Genomic DNA, 25,903 nt, shown 5'->3' with positions numbered 1-25,903 from the left:
ATTAGAAATCGAACATTCTCTAAACGAGCCCGCAAAGTAATCTTGTGAAATATAGGGTTATGGCTATGCATGTAAAGAAACGCAAAAAGCCGCGAGGATCGCTCCTCGCGGCGTTGTTTTACGCAATTAACAGCTGATGATTCGCCAGCAGCGTTGCCAGGTCCGTCTGCACACCGTTCAGCGTCACCAGCGTGGTTGGGGAGAACTGACCGCCGGTGCCGTCCAGATCAACCTGGATCTCGGTGTTGCTGCCGTTCTGCACCACACGGATGTAATCGGCGATGTTGCCTGCGCTGCTGTCCAGTGTTGCGACGCCGTTCACGTAGCTCGCAGAGCCGGTGCCGGTATAGCCGCTGTCGGAAAGCAGGTCGCGCAGATCGATACGGTCCGTATCCGCGGTCCCTTCCCAGGTGCCGACGGTAAAACCGTTCACCACATCGCTGCCGTTGCCGCCCGTCGCGTCAGATGCGTTGATCAGCTTATAGAGCAACGTATCGTGACCGCCGCTGCCGATGTTGAAGGTGTCGTTCCCGCCCCGACCTTCGAACTGGTTATCACCGCTGTTGCCGGTAATCACGTCGTCGTAGTCAGAGCCGTTAATCCCTTCAATATTCAGCAAGCGTGTGGTACCAAACCCGGTGTTCTGCGCCGTGGAGAGGCGCAAATCAACGGTTATGCCGGAGGTGGCATTGCGGTAATCCACTACGTCCATACCGCCGGTATTGCTCCAGGTGTCGTAGTCGGAATGGGTATTCCAGCCGCCGGAGCCGTTATAGGTATAGGTACCATCCTCTGCGATAAAGGTGTCGTTATACCCGGTACCGGTAATGGTTCCGCTGTGACCACCGGTGGCCGCTTCGGCGGTGAGGACATAGCCCTCTTTGCCGTTGCCCGCGTCCAGACCGGTCCAGGTGACGTTATCCGACACCCCGTTGGTGATCTTCACGATCTCCGCCGAGTAGGTTTCGCTCGGGTCCAGCCCGTAGAAACTCACCAGCGCAGAAGTATCGTTCGACCCGATACCAGACTGGGCGTTGATGATCTGCGAGGCCACCAGCACGCCCGCGGCGTTATACAGATTGACCGTGTTGCCGTAGTAGGCATTGATGCCTTCGCTATCGACGATATGCAGATGCATCGCGGTGCCGTCGTCAATGGTTTTGCTGTTTTGCACCAGCACCACCTTGCCGTTTTGCTGAGACACCAGCAGATCCTGCGCACCGTCCCAGTTGTAGTCCACCGCGGCCACGCCGGTGACGTTCGCCAGACCGGACGCCAGCTGGCTTGAGGTCCAGGTTGAGCCATAGCCGTTGTTGGTAAACAGCGTCGCCGTCTGGGAGCTGCCGTAGGTGCTGAGCTTGATGATGTCCATCTGCCCGTCACCGTTCCAGTCTACCGCCACCGACAGATAGCCCGCCGAGGCGTTAGAGGCTTCCACCGCGCTCTTGGTGGTGGAAAGCTGCCCGGTACCGTCGTTGTAGTAAATCACCCCGCCGTTGTTGTTGTAGCTACTGCCGAGGTACAGATCCATGTAGCCATCGCCGTTGAAGTCCGCCCACGTCATAGAGGCCGCCGTGGTGGTATTCGAGGCGTTGGCCACAAACACGTTGGTCAGGTTCTGGCCAATAGAGAGCGTACCGTTACCGTTGTTGTTAATAACGGTGAGCGAGTACGCCCCGCTGCGGTTGGTATGCTGCACAATGTCTACGGTGCCGTCGTTGTTCAGGTCAACGCCGGAGATTTCACGCCCGGAATCGAACTGACCATAGAAGCCGCCCTCGCCGCCGGTGCCATCCGGTGACAGGACACCGTTGGTGTTCACTAGGTAGGTCAGGGAATCCATACCGGCATCGCCGTACGCCAGATCAAGATAACCATCGCCGGTTTTATCGTAGGCAATCACGCCGCCGTACCAGATGGTGGTCCCCATCGCCAGTTGGCTGGCAGTGTAGTTGCTGCCATCGTAGGTCCACATCACCTGAGTAGAGCCCGAGTAGGTGTTCTCAGTTGCGAAAATATCCTGGGTGCCGTTACGGTCAAAGTCAGCGGCAGTCTGGCTCACCACGTAGTAGCTACGTGTGTTAGTTAACGTATTCCCGGCATAGGTTGAATCATCGCTGCTGGAATAAGACTGTCCGTTAGCAATGATATTCCACAGACCGCTGCTGTTCATGCCGAGGGTCATGGTTGAGTTGTTGCTATTCCCCGCCGTGGTGGCCCAGTCGGTATTCACCGAGGTGGTGTCGATCACCAGACTGCCGGTTGCCGTGCCGGTGGTGTTACCGTTACCCGCGCTGCTCTTCACCTGCGCGGTTACGTCATAACTCGCCACGCTCAGGGTATCGCTGTCCGGGATCTGCAGATACCAGGTATTGTGATCAGGGTCGACGACCACCGCGCCGCCGGTCTGCGACGTATAGGTTTTCCCGTTCACAATCACCACCAGATATTCCCCGTTCACCAGGTCCGCAGACACCGTGCCGTTGATAATTGGCGTGGTATCCGAGGTGGTCTGGGCGGTAATCGTCGCCGTGGTGGTCGGGATGCTGGTATCGACGTTCAGCACAAAGCCATCCGATTCCGTGTAGTTACCGGCTTTGTCGGTAACGCGCAGAATGTAGGTGTGATTCCCGTCAAGCAGGCCGTTGTCCTGATAGGACCAGCTTGCGCTGCCGTTCATTGTGACCTGACCCAGCAAGAGCCCATCCCGGTAAAGCTGTACGATTTCGCCGTCTTCCGGAGCGCGGTTAAGCGTACCGTTGATCAGCGGCGAGGTATCGTCCGTCGCGACTGACGCGCCGTACGTGCCCGTACGTTCACCTTCCCCGTCGGTATAGCTGACCACCGTTCCCACCGTGTCAGGCGGTGTGGTATCGACCGTCACCACCTGCGATGAGGTCGAACCTACGTTGCCTGCCTGGTCGATGATCCGCACCTGGTAGGTGTAATCCCCGTCCGCCAGATCACGGGTATCGGTGTAGCTCCAGCGCTGGTTGGTGACGGTAGTGTCAATCCAGGTATTGCCGCCGTCGAGGCTGATTTGCACGCGCTCGTCGCTGGCCAGCGCGCTGCCCAACGAGCCGTTGATCGTCAGCGTGGTGTCCATGGTGATGAAATCACTCCCGGACTGCCCGGTGTCTTCGCTGATGCTGTCAATGGTGATACCGTACTGCGGCGCCTGGGTATCCACCGTCACGTCCTGCGTGGTGGTGGCCCCGACGTTGCCCGCCTGATCGACAACCCGCACCTGGTAACTGTAGCTGCCGTCGGTCAGGGTACGGGCGTCGCTATAGCGCCACTGGGTACCGCTTACCGTCGCGTAAACCCAGGTGGTACCGCCATCCATGCTCACCTGCACATACTCGCCCGCGCCGAGCTCAGCCCCAAGCGTCCCGTTCAGGGTGTACGAGGTTGAACTGGTCAGGAAGTCGTTGTTATCGAAGCCGGTATCGACGGTAATGTTATCCACGGTCACCGTAATCGCGGCATCCGGCGCGACCGTATCGACCGTCACCTGCTGATGGGCGCTTGACCCCACATTGCCCGCCGTATCCACCACGCGAACGTAGTAGTCATAGGTTTGGTTACCCAGCGTACGGCCATCTACGTAGTACCAGCTGTTGCCGGTGACGATCACGTTCTGCCAGGTGACTCCGCCGTCGATGCTGATCTGGGCATATTCGCCGTCGGCCAGCGTTGCACCGAGCGAGCCGTGCAGCGTCAGGGAGGTATCATTGGTGATAAAGTCGCTGCTGCTCAGGCCGGTATCGTCGCTGATGCTGTCGATAGCGATCGTTTTGCTGGCGTCCGGCACAACGGTATCAATGGTGACTACCTGGCTGGTGGTAGCGCTGATATTCCCCGCGTCGTCAATCACCCGCAGCTGATAGTTGTAGTCACCGTCGGCCAGCGTACGGCCATCGACATACGTCCAGCTCAGGCCGCTGACGCTCACGTCGGTCCAGGTTGCACCGCCGTCCAGACTGATCTGGGCGTGGTCGCCGCTGCCCAGGGCCGCGCCGAGCGTCCCTTTCAGGCTGATCTGATTGTCACTGGTAATGAAGTCACTGTCGGACAGTCCGGTATCCTGCGAAATGGAATCCACGGTAATGGTCGTCGCCGCAGGTTTCGTCAGATCAATCACCACGTCCTGGCTGTCCGTTGCCCCGACGTTACCCGCGTTATCGATAACGCGCACACAGTACTGGTACGTACCGTCCATCAGGGTACGGCCATCGGTGTAACGCCATGTGGTGCCGGTCACGGTCAGGTCAATCCAGGTCGTCCCGCCGTCGAGGCTGATCTGCGCTTTCTCGTTATTGCCGAGCTGCGCGGTCAGGGAACCGTTCACCACCACCTGGCTGTCGTTGGTAATGAAGTCACTCGCGCTGAGGCCGGTATCGTTTTGCAGGGAGTCAATGCTGATGCCCATTGATGGAGCGGTCAGATCGACGGTGACGGTGTGATCGTCGCTGGCGCTGTTACCGATGGTATTGCTCACCAGGGCGTTAATCACATAGGAACCGCCGTCTGCCAGCGCGGTGACGTCTGCGCTGCCGACGGTGTAGCTCCAGCTGCCGTCGCTCTGCACGGTCGCCGTGTAGGTTTTGCCATTCAGCGTAATGGTCACCGTCTGGCCCGCTGGCGCGTCGGTGGTGCCGCTGACAACCAGCGGCGTGCCGTGTTCAGCCGCGCTGACGATGTCATCTTCGGCGAAGGTATTAATGGCGATCGTCGGGACATCACCGTTCAGCGTCACGTCGTGCGTTGCGCTGCCCTGATTACCCGCCTTATCGTTCACCGTTGCGGTGATGGTGTAATCCCCGTCGGTCAGGCCAAGGAAATCACGCCCCGGCACGAAGACGGACCATGTACCGTCTGCGGCCACGGTCGCCTGATAGCTATGACCGTTGAAGGCCACGGTGACCGTCTGCCCTTGCTCTGCGGTAGTCGTGCCGCTGATGGTCTGGCCCGCCAGTTGCTCGGCGTTGTTGACGATATCGTCATCGGCCACGGTGCTGATGGTGACGGTTGGCGCAAGGGTATCGACCGTTAAGGTATGTGTCGCCTGACCATTGTTACCGGCTTTATCGTTGACCGAGGCGGTAACCGTCAGCGCGCCTTCGTTCAGCGCAGCCAGGTCTGCCGCCGGAACCTCCAGCGTCCAGGTACCGTCATTCGCAACGGTCGTGGTGTAGGTTTTGCTACCCAGCGTGACGGTCACCGTTTGGCCCGCTTCCGCGCTGGAAGAGCCGTGCACGGTCAACGGCTGCTGGGCTTCCGCCGCATTCAGCACGTCGTCGCCCGACAGCGTATTCACGCTGATCACCGGCGCGGTGGTGTCCACGCTGATGTTGTGCGTCGCCGACGCGCTGTTCCCGGCGCTGTCCTGCGCCGAAACAGAAACCTGATAGCTCGCGCCATCGGCCAGAGCGCCCACGTCGGCGGCCGGTACGGTGGTCGTCCAGGTGCCGTCGCTTTGAATGGTGGCCGTATAGCTTTTACCGTTCAGGGTGATAGTGACCTGCGTACCGCTGGCGAACTGCGCACTTGAGCCGTTGATGACCAGCGAAGCGCCCGCTTCTGCCGCATTGATCACGTCATCGCCACTGAGGGTGTTGACGGTCAGCGCCACGGAGGCCGTGTTCACCACGACATCGTGGGTCTGAGTGCTACTGTTGCCCGCGCTGTCGGTGAGGGTCGCGCTGATGGTCACGGTGCCGTCGGTCAGGGCAGAAATGTCGCTGGCAGGAACGCCCACGCTCCAGTTGCCGCTGGCATCCACGGTGGTGGTGTACTGGTTCGAACCTATGGTGACGATCAGCTTATCGCCGACGCTGGCGCCGGTTGCGGTGCCGCTGACGATCTGCGCCTGCCCATGCTCCACGCTGTTGATGACGTCATCGCCGGCCACGACGTTAAAGCTGATGGTCGGCGGCGTGGTATCAAGCGTAATCGCTTTCCCAGCGCTGCCCGGGTTACCCGCGGCGTCACTCACGCTAACCTGTACGGTGTAGCCGTTATCCGCCAGAGCGGACAGATCGGCGGCTGGCACGTTAACGCTCCAGACGCCGCCCTGCTGAACCAGTGCGGTGTAACTGTTCCCGCCAAGCGTTACGGTCACCGTCTGACCGACTTCAGCCGTAGTGGTGCCAGAAATGGCCACGCCCGCAGCTGCTTCGCTGCTGTTGATCACGTTGTCGCCGGCTACCGTGTCAATCGTCACGGTTGGCGCCGTGGCATCCACACTGTACTCCCGGCCCGCAGACGCGCTGTTGCCGTTCACATTGGTCACGCTCACCTGCACGCTGGCGTCGCCGTCTTTCAGACCCGCAAGATCCGAGGAAGGCACGGTCGCCGTCCAGTTGCCGTCGGCATCGACTTTCGCGGTGTAAGACTTGCCGCCAAAGGTAATGGTCACGGTCTGGTTTTCTTCCACATTGGACGTGCTGCCGGAAAGCACCAGATCCGCGCCTTTCTCCGCCGCGTTAATCACGTCGTCGGTGGCGATGGCATCGATGCTGATGGCAACGGTCGCCAGATCGACGGTGACATCGTGATTGATGGAGACCTGGTTACCCGCAGTGCTCTGGCCAGCCACGGTGACGGTCACCGTGCCTGCGGCCAGGGCGCCTACGTCTGCCGCCGGGATCGCTGCGCTCCAGGAGCCGTCTGCCAGTACCGACGCGGCATAGGTTTTACCATTGACGGTCACGGTGAGCGTAGTGCCTGCCGCCAGCCCGTCGCTTGAGCCAGTGACAATCAGGTTCTGACCATGCTCAATGCTGTTGATCACATCATCGCCCGCCACGGTATCCACGCGCAGCCCCGGGAGGTTAGCGTCGATAGTGACATCGCGCTCGCCCGTACCCGTGTTGCCATGGCCATTAGTGACGGTTGCTGACACGGTCAAATCGCCGTTGCCCAGCGCCGTCAGGACTGACTCCGGCACGTTGACGGACCAGGTCAGATCGCTCTGCACCGTTGCGGTGTAGGTGTTGCCGCCAATAGATACGGTGACTGTATTGCCCGCTTCCGCGTTCGCTACTGTGCCGCTGATGGCCTGGCCTGCGGCCACTTCGGCCGCGTTGATGACGTTATCGCCCGCCACGGTGTTGATGGTGACGCTCGGCAGCGCGGTGTCGACCAGCAGGTTCGCGGTGTTGCTCACGCTGTTACCCACGCCGTTGGTGGCCGTCGCGCTCAGGGTATAGTTGGCTTCGCCGAGGCCTGCCAGATCTGCCGCCGGAACCGTCAGGCTCCAGCTGCCGTCTGCCGCGGTTGTCGCTGTGTACTGCTTGCCGTTCAGAGTCACGGTGACGACGGTGCCTTCCGCCAGGTTGGCGCTGATGCCGCTAACGCTCAGATCCTGGCCTTTCTCCACCGCGTTCAGCACGTTGTCATCGCTGATGGCGTTGAAACTGACCGACGGAAGACCGGTGTCCACGGTCACGTTATGCGTGCCGCTGCCGGTGTTGCCCGCCGCATCGGTGACTGACACAGTAACGGTCACGGTGCCGTCGCTGAGGCCGGAAATCACGCTCGCCGGTACGCCCACGCTCCAGTTGCCCGCTGCGTCCAGCACGGTGGTGTAGGTCTGGCCGCCGATAGTGACGGTGACTTTGTCTCCCGCCGCCGCGCCGGTCGCGGAGCCGCTGACAATCTGCGCCTGAGAATGCTCGGCCACGTTAATGACGTCATCGCCCGCCACGGTGTTGATGGTCACCGCAGGAACGGTCACGTCAACCGTCAGGTTGTGATCAACAGACGCCGGGTTACCCGCTTTGTCGCTCACGCTTGCAGTCACGGTAACGCTGCCGTCGCCGAGTGCTGCCAAATCTGCGGCCGGAACGTCCAGCGTCCAGTCGCCGTTGGCGCCTACGGTTGTGGTGTATTCCTTACCGTTCAGCGACACGGTCACCGTCTGTCCCACTTCCGCGGTGCTGGTGCCGGACACCGTCAGGTCAGCCTGCGCTTCCGCGGCGTTCAGGATATCGTCAGAAGCAATCGTGTTGATGGTCACGGACGGCGCGGTGGCATCCACGCTGTACTCGCGGCCCGCAGAGGCGCTGTTGCCGTTCACGTTGGTGACGCTCACCAGCACGCTGGCGTCGCCATCCTTCAGGCCAGCCAGATCCGCAGACGGCACGGTATAAGTCCAGTTACCGTTGTCATCTACGGTGGTGGTATAGATTTTACCGTTCAGGCTCAGGGTCACGGTCTGCCCGGCTTCCACGTTGGTGGTCGCGCCGGACAACACCAGATCCGCCCCTTTCTCCGCCGCGTTAATCACATCGTCGGTGGCGATGGCATCAATGCTGATGGCAACGGTCGCCAGATCCACCGTGACATCGTGGCTGATGGTGATCGGGTTACCTGCCGCGCTGTCGCCGGTGACGCTGATTTTCATGGTGCCTTCCGGCCACGCGCTCACGTCCGCTGACGGAACGGCCGCGCTCCAGGTGCCGTCTGCCAGTACCGTTGCCGCGTAGTCTTTACCATTGATGGTAACCGTCAGCGCCGTGCCCGTTGTCAGCCCGTCGCTGGAGCCTGAAACGATCAGGTTCTGCGCGTGCTCGATGCTGTTGACCACGTCGTCGCCCGCCACGGTATTCACGCGCAGGCCCGGCAGGTTGGCATCGATAGCGATCTCGCGCTCACCGGTACCGGTGTTACCGTGGCCGTTGGTGACGCTTGCGGTCACGCTCAGACTGCCGTTGCCGAGTGCGGTCAGTACGTCAGATGGGACGTTTACGGTCCAGGTGAGATCGCTCTGCACGGTTGCGGTGTAGCTGTTACCGCCGATAGACACCGTCACGGTGTTGCCCGCTTCAGCATTCGCCACGGTACCGCTCAGGGTCTGCCCCGCCGCCACTTCCGCCGCGTTAATAACGTTATCGCCCGCCACGGTGTTGATGGTGACGGTCGGCAGTGCGGTGTCGACCAGCAGGTTCGCCGTGTTGCTCACGCTGTTACCCACGCCGTTGGTGGCCGTTGCGCTCAGGGTGTAGCTGGCTTCGCCGAGGCCTGTCAGATCTGCCGCCGGAACCGTCAGGCTCCAGCTTCCGTCCGCCGCCGTTGTGGCCGTATAGTTTTTACCGTTCAGGATCACAGTCACCACCGTGCCTTCCGCAAGGTTGGCGCTGGTGCCACTGACGTTCAGATCCTGACCTTTCTCCACTGCGTTCAGCACGTTATCGCCGCTGATGGCGTTAAAGCCCACGGACGGCAGACCAGTGTCCACGGTCACGTTATGCGTGCCGCTGCCAGTGTTGCCCGCCGCATCGGTCACGCTGACGCTGACCGTCACGGTGCCGTCGCTGAGCCCGGAAATCACGCTCGCCGGTACGCCCACGGACCAGTTACCCGCCGCGTCCAGTACGGTGGTGTAAGACTGGCCGCCAACGGTGACGGTAACTTTATCGCCCGCTGCCGCGCCGGTGGCGGAGCCGCTGATAATCTGGGCCTGAGCGTGTTCAGCCACGTTGATCACGTCATCACCTGCAATGGTGTTGATGCTCACAACCGGTACGGTGACGTCCACCGTCAGGTTGTGATCAACAGACGCCGGGTTACCCGCTTTGTCGCTGACGCTCGCGGTCACGGTGACGCTGCCGTCAGTTAATCCTGCCAGATCCGCCGCCGGGACGTTCAGCGTCCAGATGCCGTTTGCAGCAACCGTTGCGGTATAGTCTTTACCGTTCAGACTCACGGTCACCGTCTGGCCCGCTTCGGCGGTGCTGGTGCCGGACACCGTCAGGTCAGCCTGCGCTTCCGTGGCGTTCAGGATGTCGTCAGAAGCAATGGTGTTGATGGTTACGGACGGCGCGGTGCCATCCACGCTGTACTCGCGGCCCGCAGAGGCGCTGTTACCGTTGGTGTTGGTGACGCTCACCTGCACGCTGGCGTCGCCGTCCTTCAGGCTCGTCAGGTCAGCAGATGGGACGGTCGCTGTCCATTTTCCGTCTGCATCCACGGTCGCGGTGTAGCTCTTACCGCCAAAGGTGATGTTGACGGTATGATTCTCTTCCACATTGGTGGTGGTACCCGAAAGCACCAAATCCACGCCCTTCTCGGCGGCGTTAATCACATCATCAGAGGCAATGGCATCAATGCTAATGGCAACGGTCGCCAGATCCACCGTCACGTTGTGATCGATAGAGACCGGGTTCCCGGCGCTGCTCTGGCCTGCAACGGTGACGGTAACTGTACCTGCCGCCAGGGCACTTACGTCCGCAGAAGGGATAGCGGCACTCCATGTACCATCAGCCAGTACGGTTGCCGGATAGGTTTTGCCGTTGACGGTGACGGTCAGCGCGGTACCTGCGTTCAGGCCATCGCTAGAGCCGGTGATGATCAGGTTTTGCGTATGCTCGATGCTGTTAATGACATCATCGCCCGCCACGGTGTCCACGCGCAGTCCAGGCAGGTTGGCGTCGATAGTGATGTCGCGCTCGCCCGTTCCGGAATTGCCCACGTCGTTGGTGACGCTGGCTAACACAGTCAAATCACCGTTACCCAGCGCGGTCAGAACGTCGGACGGGACGTTAATCGACCAGGTCAGATCGCTCTGCACCGTTGCGGTGTAGCTGTTACCGCCAATCGTAACGGTCACGGTATTACCTGCTTGCGCATTTACCACCGTACCGCTGATGGTTTGGCCTGCGCCCAGTTCAGCGGCATTGATCACATCGTCGCCCGCGACGGTGTTGATGGTTACGCCCGGCAATACGGACTCTACATTCACGGTATGTGACGCACTGGTGCTGTTGCCAATGCTATCCGTTGCGGACGCCGTGACGGTGTAAAGCGCTTCGCCCAGTTGACCGACCTGATCCGCCGGAACGGTGGTTGTCCACTGTCCGTTGGTATCGACGGTGGCGCTGTAGGCTTTACCGTTAAGCATCACGGTCACGACTGCGCCCGCAGCCAGACCAGAAGCAGTACCGGAAATGGTCAGATCCTGCGTTTTCTCGGTGTTGTTGATCACATTGTCACCGGACACGGTGTCGATGGTCAGCACCGGAGCGGTCAGGTTGACTTCAACCTCGTGCGTCGTACTGTTGCTGTTTCCTGCTTTGTCGGTCAGTGCTGCGGTGATGGTGTAATCCCCGGCAGTCAGTGCATTGACATCCGCCGCAGGCACACCCACGCTCCAGTTGCCAGAGGCATCCAGGGTGGCGGTGTAAGATTTGTTATTGATGGTGACGGTCACCACATCGCCCGCCGCCGCACCGGTCACGGAGCCGGTGACGATCAGCGCCTGCGCGTGCTCAGCGCTGTTGATCACGTCGTCGTCGGAAACGGTGTTAATGGTCAGTTGCGGCACCGTGGTATCAACCAACACATCGCGATCCGCCGAGGCCGGGTTGCCCGCTTTATCGGATACGGCTGCGCTGATAGTGTAGTTACCGTCGGCAATCGTACCCAGATCTGCAGACGGTACGGTCACGCTCCAGCCACCGCCAGACTGCACGGTAGTGGTGTAGTCCACGCCGTTCAGCGTCACGGTCACGGTCTGTCCGGTTTCGGCATTCGTCACGCCGTTGATGACCAGATCCTGCTGCGCTTCGGCGGCGTTGATGATGTTGTTATCGCTGACAATCTCGATAGACACCGTCGGCGCGGTGGCGTCCACGCTGTATTCGCGGCCTGCCGACGCGCTGTTACCGTTCACGTTTGTCACGCTGACCTGCACGCTGGCATCGCCATCTTTCAGCCCGGCCAGATCCGCAGACGGCACGGTCGCCGTCCAGTTGCCATCGGCATCCACGGTCGCGGTGTAGGACTTACCGCCGAAGGTGATGGTGACGGTCTGGCTCTCTTCCACGTTGGTCGTGGAGCCCGAAAGCACCAGGTCCGCACCCTTTTCCACGGCGTTAATGACGTCGTCGGTGGCAATGGCGTCAATGCTGATCGCCACCGTCGCCAGATCGACTTTCACATCATGGCTGATGGAAACCGGGTTACCTGCCGTGCTCTCGCCTTCGACGGATACCGAGATCGTGCCTGCGTTCAGCGCGCTCACGTCTGCCGCCGGAATGGCTGCACTCCATGTCCCGTCCGCCAGCACCGTTGCCGCGTAGGTTTTGCCGTTGATGGTCACGGTTAACACCGCGCCGGTTGCCAGACCCTCGCTGGTCCCGGTAATGATCAGGTTCTGGCTATGTTCGATGCTGTTGATGACATCATCGCCCGCCACGGTATCCACGCGCAGGCCCGGCAGGTTGGCATCAATCGTAATGTCGCGCTCGCCGACGCCAGTATTACCGTGGCCGTTGGTGACGCTGGCTGTCACGGTCAGTTCGCCGTTACCGATGGCGGTTAAGACATCAGACGCTACATTGACCGACCAGCTCAGATCGTCCTGAACCGTCGCCGTATAAGTGTTGCCACCGATATTAATCGTGACAGTGTCACCACTCGCGGCGCCGTTCACTTTACCGCTGAGAGTTTGTCCGGAAGCTACTTCCGCCGCATTAATCACATCATCAGTGGCGACAGGGTTAATGGTCACCAAAGGCAGTGCGCTATCAACCAGTACGTTGTGGCTGGTGCTCGCGCTGTTGCCTGCGGTGTCGGTCACACTTGCCGTCACCGTGTAGCTGGCTTCACCCAGCACCGAGATGTTTGTCGCGGGAACGGTGACGCTCCAGTTACCGCTGGCATCGGTGGTGGCAGTGTAGTTGATGCCGTTCAGCGTCACGGTGATGGCGGTCCCGTCCGGCTGGTTGCTGGTGCCGGAGAGGATGACATCCTCACCTTTTTCAGTGGCGTTGATCACGTCATCGTCCGCAAGGGTATTGATAGCAATCACCGGCGCGGTCAGAGAGACGTCAAACTCATGCGTCGCGGTGCTGCTGTTACCCGCTTTATCGGTGAGGGTCGCCGTGATGATCTGCTCACCATTGACCAGCGCACCCACGTCTGCCGCCGGAACGCCCACGCTCCAGCGGCCGGAGCTGTCCAGCATTGCGGTGTAGTCTTTGCCGTTCAGGGTCACGGTGATGACATCACCTGCCTGAGCGCCGCTCACGTTACCCGAGACGATCAGCGCCTGGCCGTGCTCGGCAATATTGACGATGTCATCACTCGCCACGATGTTAAAGCTGATCTGAGGCACAGTGGTGTCAACCAGCACGGACGCCCCCGCGCTGGCCGGGTTACCCGCTTTATCGGATACCGTCGCCGTGACCGTCGCGTTGCCGTCGGTGATCCCCGCCAGATCCGCGGCCGGTACGTCCAGCGTCCAGCTGCCGTTCGCCAGCACCTGCGTCGTGTACTCATGGCCGTTAAAGGTCACAGTGACCGTCTGACCGGCTTCGGCAGTGGACGTGCCGCTCAGGGTCAGATCCTGCGCCGCCTCGGCTGCATTCAGCATATTGTCGGTGCTGATGGTGTTAATGGTCACCGCTGGTGCGGTGGTATCCACGCTGTATTCCTGCGCTGTCGAGGCCGAGTTGCCGTTCACGTTGGTCACGCTGACCTGCACGCTGGCGTCGCCCTCTTTCAGTCCGGCCAGATCCGCAGAAGGCACAGTCGCCGTCCAGTTGCCGTCGGCATCGACCGTGGTGGTATAGGTTTTACCCGCGAAGGTAATGGTGACGGTCTGACCCGCTTCAACGTTAGAGGAACTGCCGGAGAGCACCAGATCCTGGCCTTTTTCTGCCGCATTGAGCACGTTGTCATCGGTCACACTGTTGATGCTAATCGCCACCGTGGCGAGATCGACATCCACGACGGTGCCAATGTTCACCGGGTTGCCGGAGGCATCGTGCGCGCTGGCGCTGATGGTGATTGAGCCGTCTGCCCACTGGGACACGTCCGCCGCAGGAACCGCAGCCTGCCAGGAGCCGTCCGCCAGGATCGTAGCTGAATAAGCTTTGCCGTTAATGGTCACGGTGACGATGCTGCCCGCCGCCAGATCGGTGCTGGTACCGGACACAATCAGGTTCTGCGCGTGTTCAATGACGTTAATCACGTTGTCACCGGCCACGGTATCGATACGCAGGCCTGGCAGCTGAGCGTCAATGACGAAGTCCAGGGAAGAAGAGCCGGTATTGCCGTGCGCGTTGGTAACGCTGGCCGAGACGATCAGGTCGCCGTTACCGAGCGCGGTTAACTGGCTTTCGGTTAACGGCAGGCTCCAGGTGAGATCGTCCTGTACGGTGACGGTATAGGTCTGCCCGCCGAGGGTAATCGTGACGGTATCGCCCGCGGCCGCGTTACTTACTTTACCGGTCAGGGTTTGCCCTGCTGCCACTTCTGCCGCGTTGACGATGTTGTCGCCTGCGAGCGTATTGATGGTGACCACCGGCAGCGAACTGTCCACCAGCACATCGTGCGTGGCAGAGGCGCTGTTGCCCACATTGTCGGTGACACTCGCCGTCACGGTATAACTCGCTTCGCCCAGCGCGCTAACCGCAGACGCAGGCACGGTGACACTCCAGCCACCGCTGGCATCGGTGGTGGCGATGTAGTTAATACCGTTCAGGGTCACGGTGATGGTGGTCCCTTCCGGCTGGTTGCTGGTCCCGGAAAGCAGCAGTTCTTCGCCTTTTTCAGTGGCGTTGATCACGTCATCCGCCGCCAGAGTATTAATACCGATTTCCGGGGTCATGGTGTTCACCACCACGTCCAGCGTGTTGCTGCCAGTATTACCGGACTGGTCGGTCACAGAGACGTTAATGGTCAAGGTACCGTCAGCCAGCCCCTGTATAACAGACGCAGGCAATCCGAGGCTCCAGTTACCCGCAGCATCCACCACCGTGGTGTAATCCACACTATTGATGGTGATGGTGACCAAATCACCTGCAGCCGCCCCGGTGACGGAGCCACTCAGGATCTGCGCCTGAGAATGGGCGATTTGGTTGACGGTGTTGGTGTCGGTGACAAAGTCGTTGATGGTCACCTGCGGTACGGTGGCATCCACCAGCCCCACGCGATCCGCGCTGCTGCTATTGCCCGCCACGTCACTGACCGTTGCTGTCACGGTGACGGTGCCATCAGCCAGCGCACCTACGTCGGCGGCCGGTACGTTCAAGGTCCAGGTTCCGTCCGTCTGGACGGTGGTCTGGTAAGATTTACCGTTCAGCGTCACGGTGACGGTCTGTCCCGCCTGGGCATTACTGCTGCCGCTGACGACCAGATCCTGCTGCGCTTCCGCCGCATTGATGATGTTGTCGGACGTCAGGTTGTCCAGCGTGATAGTCGGTGGCAGCGTATCGACAGTGACAATGCGCGAAGCTTCTGCGCTATTGCCGTTGACATTGGTGACGCTCACGCTCACCTGCGCACGTCCGTCAATCAGCGTTTCCATGGCGCTGGCCGGAACGGTCAGGCTCCAGGAACCATCCTGCTGCACCTGTGCGGTAAAGGTTTGCTCGGCAAATTTAATCACCACGGTCTGACCGGCTTCCACACCCTGCGTCTGACCCGACAGCGTAACATCCGCGCCTTTTTCGGCCGCGTTCAGCATGTCATCGCTGCTAATGGTATCAATGGTGACCGCTACGGCGTTCAGATCCAGTTCGATAGGGTGTTGCGCAGAAACGGTATTGCCCCACGCGTCCTGCGCGCTGACGTTCACCGTAATAGACCCTGCCGTCCAGGCCTGAAGATCAGATGCAGGAACACCAATTTGCCAGTTGCCGCTGGCATTTATCACGGCGGCATAGTCAACGTTGTTGATGGTGACAGTAATCTGCGTGCCTTCCGCCAGATGGGTACTGGAGCCGGTCACGGTCAGATCCTGCTGCTGTTCGATGGCGTTGATCACGTCATCGCCAGAAATCGTGTTAACGCGCAATCCAGGCAGCTCGGCATTGATATTGATGTCACGCTCGCCGGTACCGGTATTTCCGTGCGCATTGGTGACCGAGGCGCTGAAGGTCAGATCGCCGTCGCCAAACGACTGAAGATCAGCGGATGGGATTTTCACGCTCCAGGTCAGATCGCTTCCGACTGTCGCGGTGTAGCTTTTGCCCCCCACGGAGACCGAGACGGTATCGCCCGCCACCGCGCCGGTGACGCGTCCGCTGAGAGTTTGATCAACCGCCGCTTCCGCGTTATTGACCAGATTATCGCCCGCAAAGGTGTTGATGATGACCTGCGGCAGCACGGTATCGACCAGCAGACTGGCCTCGGCCGAGCCGCTGTTGCCTGCGCTGTCCGTGCCGCTCACGCTGACGGTGTAAAGCGTGTTCGCCAGATTCAGTACGTCGGAAACCGGCACCTGAACGGACCAGATACCGTTTTCGACCGTGGCCTGATAATTAACGTTGTTCAGCGTCACGGTGATGGCGCTGCCGTTTGGCAGATTGCTGGTCCCGCTCAGGCTCAGCGGCTGCATTGCCTCCTGCGCATTCAGGACGTTATCCTGGCTGATGGCGTCAATCGTGAATTCCGGTGGATTGCCGCTGAGCGTAATGCCATGGGTGGCGCTGCCGGTATTACCCGCCGCATCAGTCACGGAGACGGAAATACTGTGGCTGCCTTCACCCAGTGTGCTCAACACGGACGCAGGTACGCCCACGCTCCAGCTGCCGTCCGCCTGCACCACGCCGGTGAAGGTCTGGCCGCCAAGGGTAACCGTGACCACATCGCCCGCCGCCGCCCCGCTCGCCTTGCCGGAAATAATCTGAGCCTGCCCCTGCTCGTCGGTGTTGAGGACATTGTCGTCGGCTACGGTGTTGATCGTCACCACCGGGGCGACGGTATCAACGGTAAATTCAGCGCTGGTTGATGCGCCGTTCCCCGCTTTATCACTGACGTTCACGGTTAACGTGTGATTCCCATTCGCCAGGGCCTGCACCTCGCTGGCGGGCAGCGTGACGGACCAGGTCCCATCGTTGCCAACCGTGGCGGTGTGGTTTTTACCGTTCAGCGTCACGGTGACAATCTGGCCCGCTTCTGCGTCGGTTTTACCGGTCAGCGTGAGCGCTTGATTGTGTTCAGCGGCGTTGATGATGTTGTCCTGAGCGATCGTATCGATGGACAGCGTTGGCGCAACGGTGTCGACGCCAATGGTCTGGCTGCCGCTCACAGTATTTCCCGCCGCATCTTTACCGCTGACGTTGACCGTCCAGGTGCCATCGGCCAGCGCCTGCGCATCGGCGGCAGGCACCTTCACGCTCCACGCGCCATTTTCGCCCACCTCTGCGGTATAGGTTTTGCCGTTCAGCGAGACGGTCAGTTCCGTTCCCTGCGCCAGGTTTTTGCTGGTGCCGGAAAGCGTAAAGCCCGCAGATTGTTCGCTGGCGTTAATCACGTTGTCGACAGCCGTGGTGGCGAGCGTCACGGTGGCATCGGCCGTTGAGACGGTCACGGTGATGCTGCCTGCAGACGTGGTTTTACTGCCGTCGATTTGCACGACAGACCAGGTATGTTCCCCATCCGTCTGGGTCGGGAGTTTTACGGTCCAGGTGCCGTCCGTACCCACCATAGTGCTGGCAATAGTGCTGCCGCTGCTGTCTTTAACCTGAATAGTCGCACCGGGTTGTCCGGTACCGCTAAAGGTTGGGGTGTTATCATCCGTGACCTCTTTTGCACTCAGCACCCCCTGCTTATCACCCGCTTTATCCGTCAGTAAAAATGTCGGCGTAGCGCTTTCTACTTCTTTCGTATTATCAATAACTTTCGTTTTGGTTTCACCATCACCACCGTTAGCCAGCAGGGCACCGATCGCGCCGCCTCCTAACGCTGCACCAGCAATCCAACCCCACGGCGCATCGCTTAAAACACTTCCCTGCTCCAGGAAAGGTTCAATGCTGCTAATGGGTGTGGCCTGCGCGGATAATTCGGTAACAGCAACGCCTGACGCTTCCCCGGTATCGGCAAAAGAAATATGAGTGAGTTCCTGATTATCGTTAAATACCAGTTCTGACTGGTTATGGGTTTCAGGATCTTCAACAAAATAGTTATTGCAGCGAATAACGCTGCCATCTTTCATATAAATGAGGAGATCTTTACCCTGGCGGACATAACGCACCACGTCCTGCGCAGAACCCTGGATTTCAATCACGCTCGGTGACGAAATAGAGACCGACAGATTTCCCTCGCCAGTTAATTTCGTTTTCTCCGCCGTTTTGCGAATGATCACATCAACAACTTTTACGTTACTCATATTCTTCTCCTTGCAGGTGTACGGATTCCTGTGGATATGTCCACCAGATGGATGTAGCTATCCCTGGGAAAAATCACCCATTATTTTCAGACTTATTTCGCACCGGCAGGTGCGTGTTTTTTTAACTTAAATCAGGTAATTTAGCGGCAACGTTTTTCTCGACTCCGATAATCGGCATTAAATTATCAACCGCGGAAGCATAATTAATCGCCGAACTCCAGGCGTCATATTCAGCCATTATTTTCGCTGAGGTGGCAGCCCAGACATCCTGTTCAACGCTGAGCAAATCGTTAATGCTGCGTTTGCTCAGCGTATATTCATTTTTGTAGACATCGCGGGCACGTAATGCGCTTTCCAGTTGAAGCCGTCCAGCGTCCATTCTCCCGCGAGCGCCAGTCCAGTCAGCCTGCGCAACAGAGGCCTTTTGCAATACGTCGAATCGCGCCTGGTCAACCTGAGAGGATGCCATCGCCCGTGCGCCTTCTGCCTGGCGCACGCGTGCCGATACCGCGCCGCCCTGATACAGCGGTGCGTCAATATTGAGTTGAACTTGGTCATCCCAGTATGAGCGATTGTCTGACTCATAACGGGTACGCCCCCCTTTCAGGCTTAAGGTCGGCCAGTGCTGAGATTTCGCCGTTTCCACGCCATACTGTGCTGAACGTTCCATGTTCTGCGCGGCCATCACCACAGGGATGACGGAGTAATCAATGCGATTAAGTGAATCCGGCTCAACGGCCAACGACTCGGGCACGGGAGCGTAGTTTTCAGCCTGCATACCCGTTAATACCCCAAGCCGAGCGCGAGCACTGTTCAGGGCAGCGTTGTATTGCTCTACCGTTGCCTGCATCCCGGCGATACGCGTCTGGGTCTGAAGTTCATCAGACGTGGAACTCACTCCGGCATCCGCACGCAGCTTTGCCAGCTGCGCGACGTTTTTGAGCGCCTGCACATTCTCTTTCGCGGCCTGCAATAGATCGCTGTAGCGCTTAACCTCTACATAGCTGAGGGCCGTTTTTTCTGCGACGTCAGAGAGCGTGCTCATTAACTGATAGCGGTAACTGTCGCGTTGAGCAGAAGACTGGCTGATGCTGTTATTGGTTTTACCAAAATCATAAATCAGCTGCGTCAGGCTCAAACCCCATGCGGCCGAATTGCGCAGCGAGCCGCTGGAATCCGTGGTTTGGCTGTGCCCAGTACTGCCGTTTAATGATATTTGCGGCATCCAGCCGCTGCGCGCTTCATCTATTTGCGCCTGGCCAATGCCCAACTGTGCAGCCTGAGAGCTCACGGAGGGATCGCGATCGATTGCAAAAAGAATACTTTCTTTTAAGGTGGTTCCGGCAATCGGCGCAATACCCGCCAGGCTGCTATTGGCACAAGCCGTGTTCACCGCCAATGTAATAAAGGCTACAGCGACTGATATTCTCAATAACATGTAATTTTGCAATATAGTCATTTTACCCCCCCTGACTCTGAGCGCTGACGAACAACCACCCCCAAATAGGTAGTGATAAATAGACAAATATTTGTCTCTCCATTTTGGCTAAATTTAAGATGAAATTGCCCCACCCCATTTCAAGTGAGAATGAGAGTCGACCAGATAGCAATTTAAATTAGGAATTTACTTATTTTTTTAACTCGTTAGCAGCATAACAAAATGATTAAAATGTCACTACACCCACAATGTTAATAAGGTGTTGCAAATAAGAAAATTTATAAGGTTTCTGTACAATAGGGGAAAAATAGACTTTCAAATGAAACAAATAAAGCTATTGTTATTTAAGTAAAATTCATAAAACAGGAGCTGTACATTTTTGGGTTAATTTCATCGCGCGTCATACACAAAGATTTTCAAATAAGCGTCAATTTAGGTAACTTGCAACATAATAATTTTATTTTTCACTGGACAAAATTCAAATAGCGTAATTATGCTCCACTCTAAAAATGAAAAGCAGACGGTTATTCTTATATAAATCCAAAATCCGGTTAGTTAAACCAAGAAAACATACACAAAAATCAATAACACTGCATTCATACCTTAAAACAGATTATTAACTCCACATTGATAACGCTAACAAACTATGCTCGCATAATGGTTACCCTGATCGCTGTGGAACATCACGCCCACGGACTTACCGTGAGTTTTTCATGGTGAGTCTGCTGTCCGGTGAAAGCGACATTGCCCAACCCACTGGTTTTCTTGCGAACGACTCGTTCATCCTCCTACATCAAACACCCTCTGCATTTAAGATAATACCAAAAACAGTAATGATAATTATTTGCATTCTTGTGGTATGTTGAATGCGCTTATAACAAGACATATTTCTCATGGCGGAAGGTAAGACGCAGTACGTGGGGAATAACCTGTGGCTGCATTGAGATGCAGCATCAATACAGTTTATGGAGATAAGATGAGAAGAATTTCAGTCCGAACAATGCTGTTGGCCTCCACTATTGCGATATCAACCGCCACAACGGCATACGCCGATAGCCAATGGGTAGCCGCCAGCACGACCTTTCCGGGAAGTATCCGTGCCGGATCACGGGAAGTTCCTGTTAAACCCGGAGATAAAACGGTTATAACCATTAAGAGCCTGCAAGCGGGGGCGACCGTCACCATGCTGAATGGTACTGAAGTCCTGACACCGAAACCACTGACCGCCGACGAGAAGGGAAACCTCACTATTCCGTTAAACGTTCCGGCTGATGCTGCTACAGGCCTTCATCCACTCACTGTGATCACGCAGAATCCCGCGAGCGTTTCGCAGGTTATGCTGAAATTATCCCAGGTTGTTCCCCCGAAAAACACCGAAGCTTTCAGGCTGCAAACCGTTCCCGTCGGTGAGCGGGCTTATCAGTCGGCAATTTCGGTCGACGGGAAGCTGTTCGTGACCTCTGCTCGCGGCCCAAAGGATGGTAGCCGCCTGATGAGACTGAACGCCGCAACGCTGGCTGTCGAAGCAGAGGCTACGCTGCCTAAAGACAAAAAGGGTGAGCAGATTGGTGTCTTCGGCGTCGGTGTTGATAATGTCCATCATCATGTCTGGACGACGAACACGCTTGCCGAGACGGTGACCGTCTATGACGCCAGGACCCTTTCCGTTGTGAAAGTCTTTCCCGAGGGATCTGTCGCACATCCACGCGATGTGATTGTTGATGAAGCCCACAATCGGGCCTATGTCAGCGCAGCATTGACCGGTTTTATCGAGGTATATGACACAAAAACGCTGGAACACATCGGTCAACTGGAGTTCGTGGTAGAGCGTGGCAAAAGCCTGTTTAACAATACCGATCTTGCCCTCGACAGTGCTGGTGGGAAACTCTATGGCGTCAGCCGCGATACGCCATGGGTAGGTTGGATTGATCTTAAAACGGGCAAGAGCACGACGGTGAAAGTACCTGAGGCGCAAGGCGCAACCGACATCGCTCGCGATCCGAAGACCGGCCGTCTGTACGTCGTTTCCCAGGAGACGAACAATGTCGTGGTTCTTGATGCGCAAGGCAAGGTCATCGCTGATACTTACATTGGTGCCGGGGGCGTATCTGTCGTCTGGGATCCTGTGACGTCGCAGGTTTTCGCCGCCACCCGTGCGGGCGGGACCGTAGCTGTTCTGGACAAGGACGGTAAACTGGTCGCTAATATCCCGATGGATGAAACGCCAAACCACCTGACCGCCGCGCCTGATGGTGCCGTTTATCTGGTGTCCATGTATGGTACTGCCGGGGATAAAGCTCAAACAGGTTCAGTGACGAAAATCACGCCTAAAAAATAGCGACATAAGCCCGCTACGTTATTCGCGGGCAGACCGGCTGACATTATGATTACCCCCTGCCACCTATGTGGTGGGGGTATGTACCCGAATTATCTGACCGAGTTACGGTTGAAGTACAGTATACACAAGCGCAGCCATGCCCCAGAAGGCATGAAATCAAATTAGTCCTGCCCTTCTTCCTTACCGTAGTAAAGCTGACCGATTTTGATAAGAGAACGGCCCTGGGATTTGCGGTGCAGGTTGCTGTCACGCAGTGAATAAACGCAACCGCAGTACTCCTGCTGATAGAACTGCTCGCGTTTGCTGATTTCAATCATGCGGGACGAACCGCCCTGCTTGCGCCAGTTATAATCCCAGTACACCATGCCCGGATAATGCGCGGCGGCTCGCTGTCCGCACTCGTTGATTTGCTGCATATTCTTCCAGCGCGAAATGCCCAGCGAACTGCTGATCACGCTGAAACCATTTTCAGCGGCGTACAGCGCAGTCCGCTCAAAACGCATGTCAAAACACATGGTGCAGCGGATGCCACGCTCGGGTTCCCATTCCATGCCTTTGGCGCGCTCAAACCAGTTGTCCGTGTCGTAATCTGCGTCGATAAACGGTACGCCGTGTTGTTCAGCAAAGCGAATATTCTCATCCTTACGAATCAAATACTCTTTCTGAGGATGAATGTTCGGGTTGTAGAAAAAGATGGTGTATTCGATTCCCGAGGCCTGGATCGCCTCCATCACTTCACCTGAACATGGAGCACAGCAAGAGTGCAGCAGCAGTTTGTCTGCCCCGTCAGGGAGTTCCAGTTTAGGGCGTTTGAAATCAGCAGCGGTCATAAATATATTCGTTTGAGTAATGAGACTTGCAAGGAGTGTAGCATCAGAGCAGAGCTATCAGGAATAGCGGTACAAACCGAGCAATGTCTGTTCCTGGCACGAAGCCAGCTGCCGGATTGGATAGCGTTGCATCGGCCCATTGAACTCACAGCACAAAGCAGACCTCAAAATAACAAACTAACGCCCTCACCCCGCCGACTTCGGACGTAAATTCTCATCAAACTCCAGCCGTTTGCGGCCTGGCTCTTCCTCACGCAGCGGCTCGACCTGGTGCATGGTCAGCTTACAGCGTTCAACCAGAACCTGATATTCCCGTGTTCCCTGCATTTTCCACTCAATTTCCTGAGCACTAAGTTCACGTATCGCTTTCGCCGGGCTGCCAATAATCAAATGGTTTGCTGGCATCTCTGCCTTCGCTTTCACAAACGCCGCGGCACCCACGATACTGTTTTCGCCGATCACGGCCCCGTCCATCACCACCGCGTTCATGCCCACCAGCGCGTTACGCCGGATGACGCAGCCATGCAAAATGGCGCTGTGGCCGATATGCCCGTCCTCTTCCACCACGGTGTCTTGTTCCGGGAAGCCGTGCATCACGCAGTTATCCTGGATATTGGCCCCATCTTTCACCACGATACGGCCAAAGTCCCCGCGCAGGCTGGCATTTGGGCCAACGTAAACCCCTTTGCCCAGGATCACATCGCCAATCAGCACGGCGGTCGGATGAACATAACTCTCTTCAGGCACCACCGGCGTCAGGCCGTCAATTTGATAAACAGGCATCCCCACTCCTTATGCGATATTCAGGCCACCAAAGCGTTGATAATAGAGCGTGCCAGGCACAGGCAATTCGCCTACCGAGGTTTCACCTTTCTCGCTGACAAACGCCAACGCCCCCGGCGCTACGCGCTGGTAGATATTAATGCACAACTGTCTTGCGCTTTGCCCTGCCCAGTGCGCCGGGAGCAACTCCTCGGGCAGCAGCGGATCTTTAAGCACCACACGACGATAAAAGTGAATCAGTAACAGCTGGATCTGGAAGCAACGTTCCGGCGTCAGCTCTTCCGGCGCGGCCTCTTTTAGCAGCGGTAGCAACGGGCGGAATGAGTCGATAAACGCCTCGTACATCGTATTCTGTTCTGTTAGCTGCCAGCACTCCTCCACGCGCGAGCGCAGAGCCGCCCGGGAAAGCGCCAGCGGTGAATGCGCTTCAAAAAAGATAACGTTTTCCGCCACACCCGCGTCATGCAGCAACGACTGCACATCGGCCAGATGCTGTGAGGGAGACGCCATCAGGCTCGGGGCCAGCGTGCCAAACCCTTGCCAAATCAGCTGTTTTTTCACATCAGCAAGGGTGGTTTTGTCCAGCCCTTCAGACAATAACAACAGCCATTTACCGTCCCAGGCGGGCAACTCGGCACGGTAGATTTTATTTTCCGCGCGACGGGTCAGCCTTAACCCTTTATCGCTCAGGCGGTAAAAACTGCGACGCCCGATGCGGGACACATCCAGCCAGCCCTCTTTGTTGAGGCGAAACAGCGCGGTACGCACAAAACGTTCGCCAAAGCCCATCCCTTCGAGCAGCGCGGCAAGGCTTCCAAGCCAAATCTCGCCACCGCGATGGGAAAGCGCATCACCATAAAGGGAAGAAATAAGCGAAGTACCACTGATGGGAACCGAGCTAACAGCGTGCTGGATAAAGGCGTCGAGTTTATTCATGTGATTCATTCTGTTGTGATTTTTTTCCTGGATGAATCATAGCACAGTTTTAAAGCACCCCTCTCTCCCCAGGAAAGAGGGGTTACGGTTAGCCGTTGGCCGCCACTTTACGCAGGTCGAACACGCGACAGGCTTTGCCTTCGGAGCGCGGAATACTGCCGCAGTTCACGATAGTCACGTCGGTTGAGATCCCCACCATCGACTTAATGCGGTGGCGCAGGTTATGGCACACCTGACAGCGCTGTTCGTGGGTCAACGTCAGGCTACTCTCTTTAAGCTCGACCTTCACAGAAAGCGAATCAAGATGACCACGACGATTCACCTCCAGCTGGTAGTGCGGAGACAGGTGCTCAAACTTGACGATCTCCTCTTCCAGCTGCGATGGGAAGACGTTTACGCCACGAATAATCAGCATATCGTCGCTGCGACCGCTGATCCGGTCCATACGCCGCATAGTGCGTGCCGTACCGGGCAGCAGGCGGGTCAGGTCTCGGGTGCGATAACGGATCACCGGCAATGCTTCTTTGGTGAGCGTGGTGAACAGCAGTTCGCCCAGCTCGCCATCTTCCAGCGGCGTGCCATCGTTCGGATTAACAATTTCAGGGTAGAAATGATCTTCCCAGATTGTCGGGCCATCGGCGGTTTCAATGCATTCCATCGCCACGCCCGGGCCCATCACCTCTGACAGACCGTAAATATCCAGCGCGGTAATGCCCAGACGTTTTTCGATTTCGCGGCGCATGGCCTGTGTCCACGGCTCGGCACCAAACACGCCCACGCGCAGGGAACACTGGCTGGCATCGCCACCCATCTGGCGCTCCAGCTCTTCAATCAGATTAAGACAGTAAGACGGCGTCACCATGATCATGTCCGGCTGGAAATCACGGATAAGCTGCGCCTGTTTTTCAGTCTGCCCGCCGGACATCGGGATCACCGTGGCCCCTAAACGTTCTGCGCCATAGTGTGCGCCCAGCCCGCCGGTAAACAGCCCGTAACCGTAGGCCACGTGGATTTTATCTTTCGCGCTGCCACCAGCAGCACGCAGGGAGCGGGCGACAATGTTGGCCCAGGTATCAATGTCATTCTGGGTGTAACCCACCACCGTCGGTTTGCCGGTCGTGCCGGAGGAGGCGTGGATACGCACCACCTGCTCCATCGGTACGGCAAAGGTATCGAACGGGTAGTTATCGCGAAGATCCTGTTTCGTGGTGCACGGGAATTTACGGATATCCGCCAGCTCTTTGAAATCGTCAGGGTGAACGCCCGCCGCATCAAACTTGCGTTTGTACATTGGCACGTTGTGATAAGCGTGGTTCAGCGTCCATTTCATGCGCTCAGTCTGCAACGCCTGTAACTCATCAATGGACGCGGTTTCGATCGGATCAAGCTTTGTATTAATTGTCATTGTAGGATACTCACATTGTTACACTTCATCCTTCGAGCTGCCTCTGCGT

Annotated in this window: 7 protein-coding genes and 1 pseudogene; 1 reads left to right on the top strand and 7 read right to left on the bottom strand. The window is 57.6% G+C overall.

The window, feature by feature from the left end; translation table 11 throughout:
- Positions 1-118 precede the first annotated feature (118 nt).
- The 3 genes and pseudogenes from F3J30_RS00135 to F3J30_RS00125 form a co-directional block, all read right to left on the bottom strand.
- Entirely contained in the window at positions 119-18,124 is an 18,006-nt protein-coding gene (locus F3J30_RS00135; protein WP_166715210.1) for an Ig-like domain-containing protein, read from the bottom strand.
- Between the two features lie 121 nt (positions 18,125-18,245).
- A complete protein-coding gene (locus F3J30_RS00130) occupies positions 18,246-19,583 on the bottom strand; it encodes a TolC family outer membrane protein (RefSeq protein WP_166715209.1) in 1,338 nt (445 codons plus the stop codon).
- A gap of 627 nt (positions 19,584-20,210) precedes the next feature.
- Positions 20,211-20,346: pseudogene (locus F3J30_RS00125) on the bottom strand (IS3 family transposase); the annotation flags it as partial.
- 192 nt (positions 20,347-20,538) lie between these two features.
- On the opposite strand from F3J30_RS00125, the gene F3J30_RS00120 reads away from it, so the two are divergent.
- Positions 20,539-21,900 carry a hypothetical protein gene (locus F3J30_RS00120; RefSeq protein ID WP_166715208.1) on the top strand — a complete coding sequence of 454 codons (1,362 nt, stop codon included), beginning with the start codon at positions 20,539-20,541 and terminating at the stop codon, positions 21,898-21,900.
- 161 nt (positions 21,901-22,061) lie between these two features.
- On the opposite strand, the gene F3J30_RS00115 is transcribed toward F3J30_RS00120, so the two are convergent.
- From F3J30_RS00115 to paaK, 4 genes are all read right to left on the bottom strand, one after another.
- Positions 22,062-22,730, bottom strand: a complete 669-nt coding sequence (locus tag F3J30_RS00115) for an epoxyqueuosine reductase QueH (RefSeq protein ID WP_166715207.1) — start codon at positions 22,728-22,730, stop codon at positions 22,062-22,064.
- Between the two features lie 186 nt (positions 22,731-22,916).
- Positions 22,917-23,513, bottom strand: coding sequence for a phenylacetic acid degradation protein PaaY (gene paaY, locus F3J30_RS00110; protein ID WP_014070180.1), 597 nt, complete (start codon positions 23,511-23,513; stop codon positions 22,917-22,919).
- 9 nt (positions 23,514-23,522) lie between these two features.
- On the bottom strand, positions 23,523-24,458 hold the full coding sequence (gene paaX / locus F3J30_RS00105; RefSeq protein ID WP_014070179.1) for a phenylacetic acid degradation operon negative regulatory protein PaaX: 936 nt from the start codon (positions 24,456-24,458) through the stop codon (positions 23,523-23,525).
- A gap of 79 nt (positions 24,459-24,537) precedes the next feature.
- Positions 24,538-25,854: a phenylacetate--CoA ligase PaaK gene (gene paaK, locus F3J30_RS00100; RefSeq protein WP_166715206.1), complete on the bottom strand. Its 1,317-nt coding sequence runs from the start codon at positions 25,852-25,854 to the stop codon at positions 24,538-24,540.
- Between the last annotated feature and the right edge of the window lie 49 nt (positions 25,855-25,903).

It is taken from the genome of Enterobacter sp. Tr-810 (assembly GCF_011752765.1).
Taxonomy (GTDB): Bacteria; Pseudomonadota; Gammaproteobacteria; order Enterobacterales; family Enterobacteriaceae; genus Enterobacter; species Enterobacter soli.
This window is presented reverse-complemented; position numbering and strand designations above follow the sequence as displayed.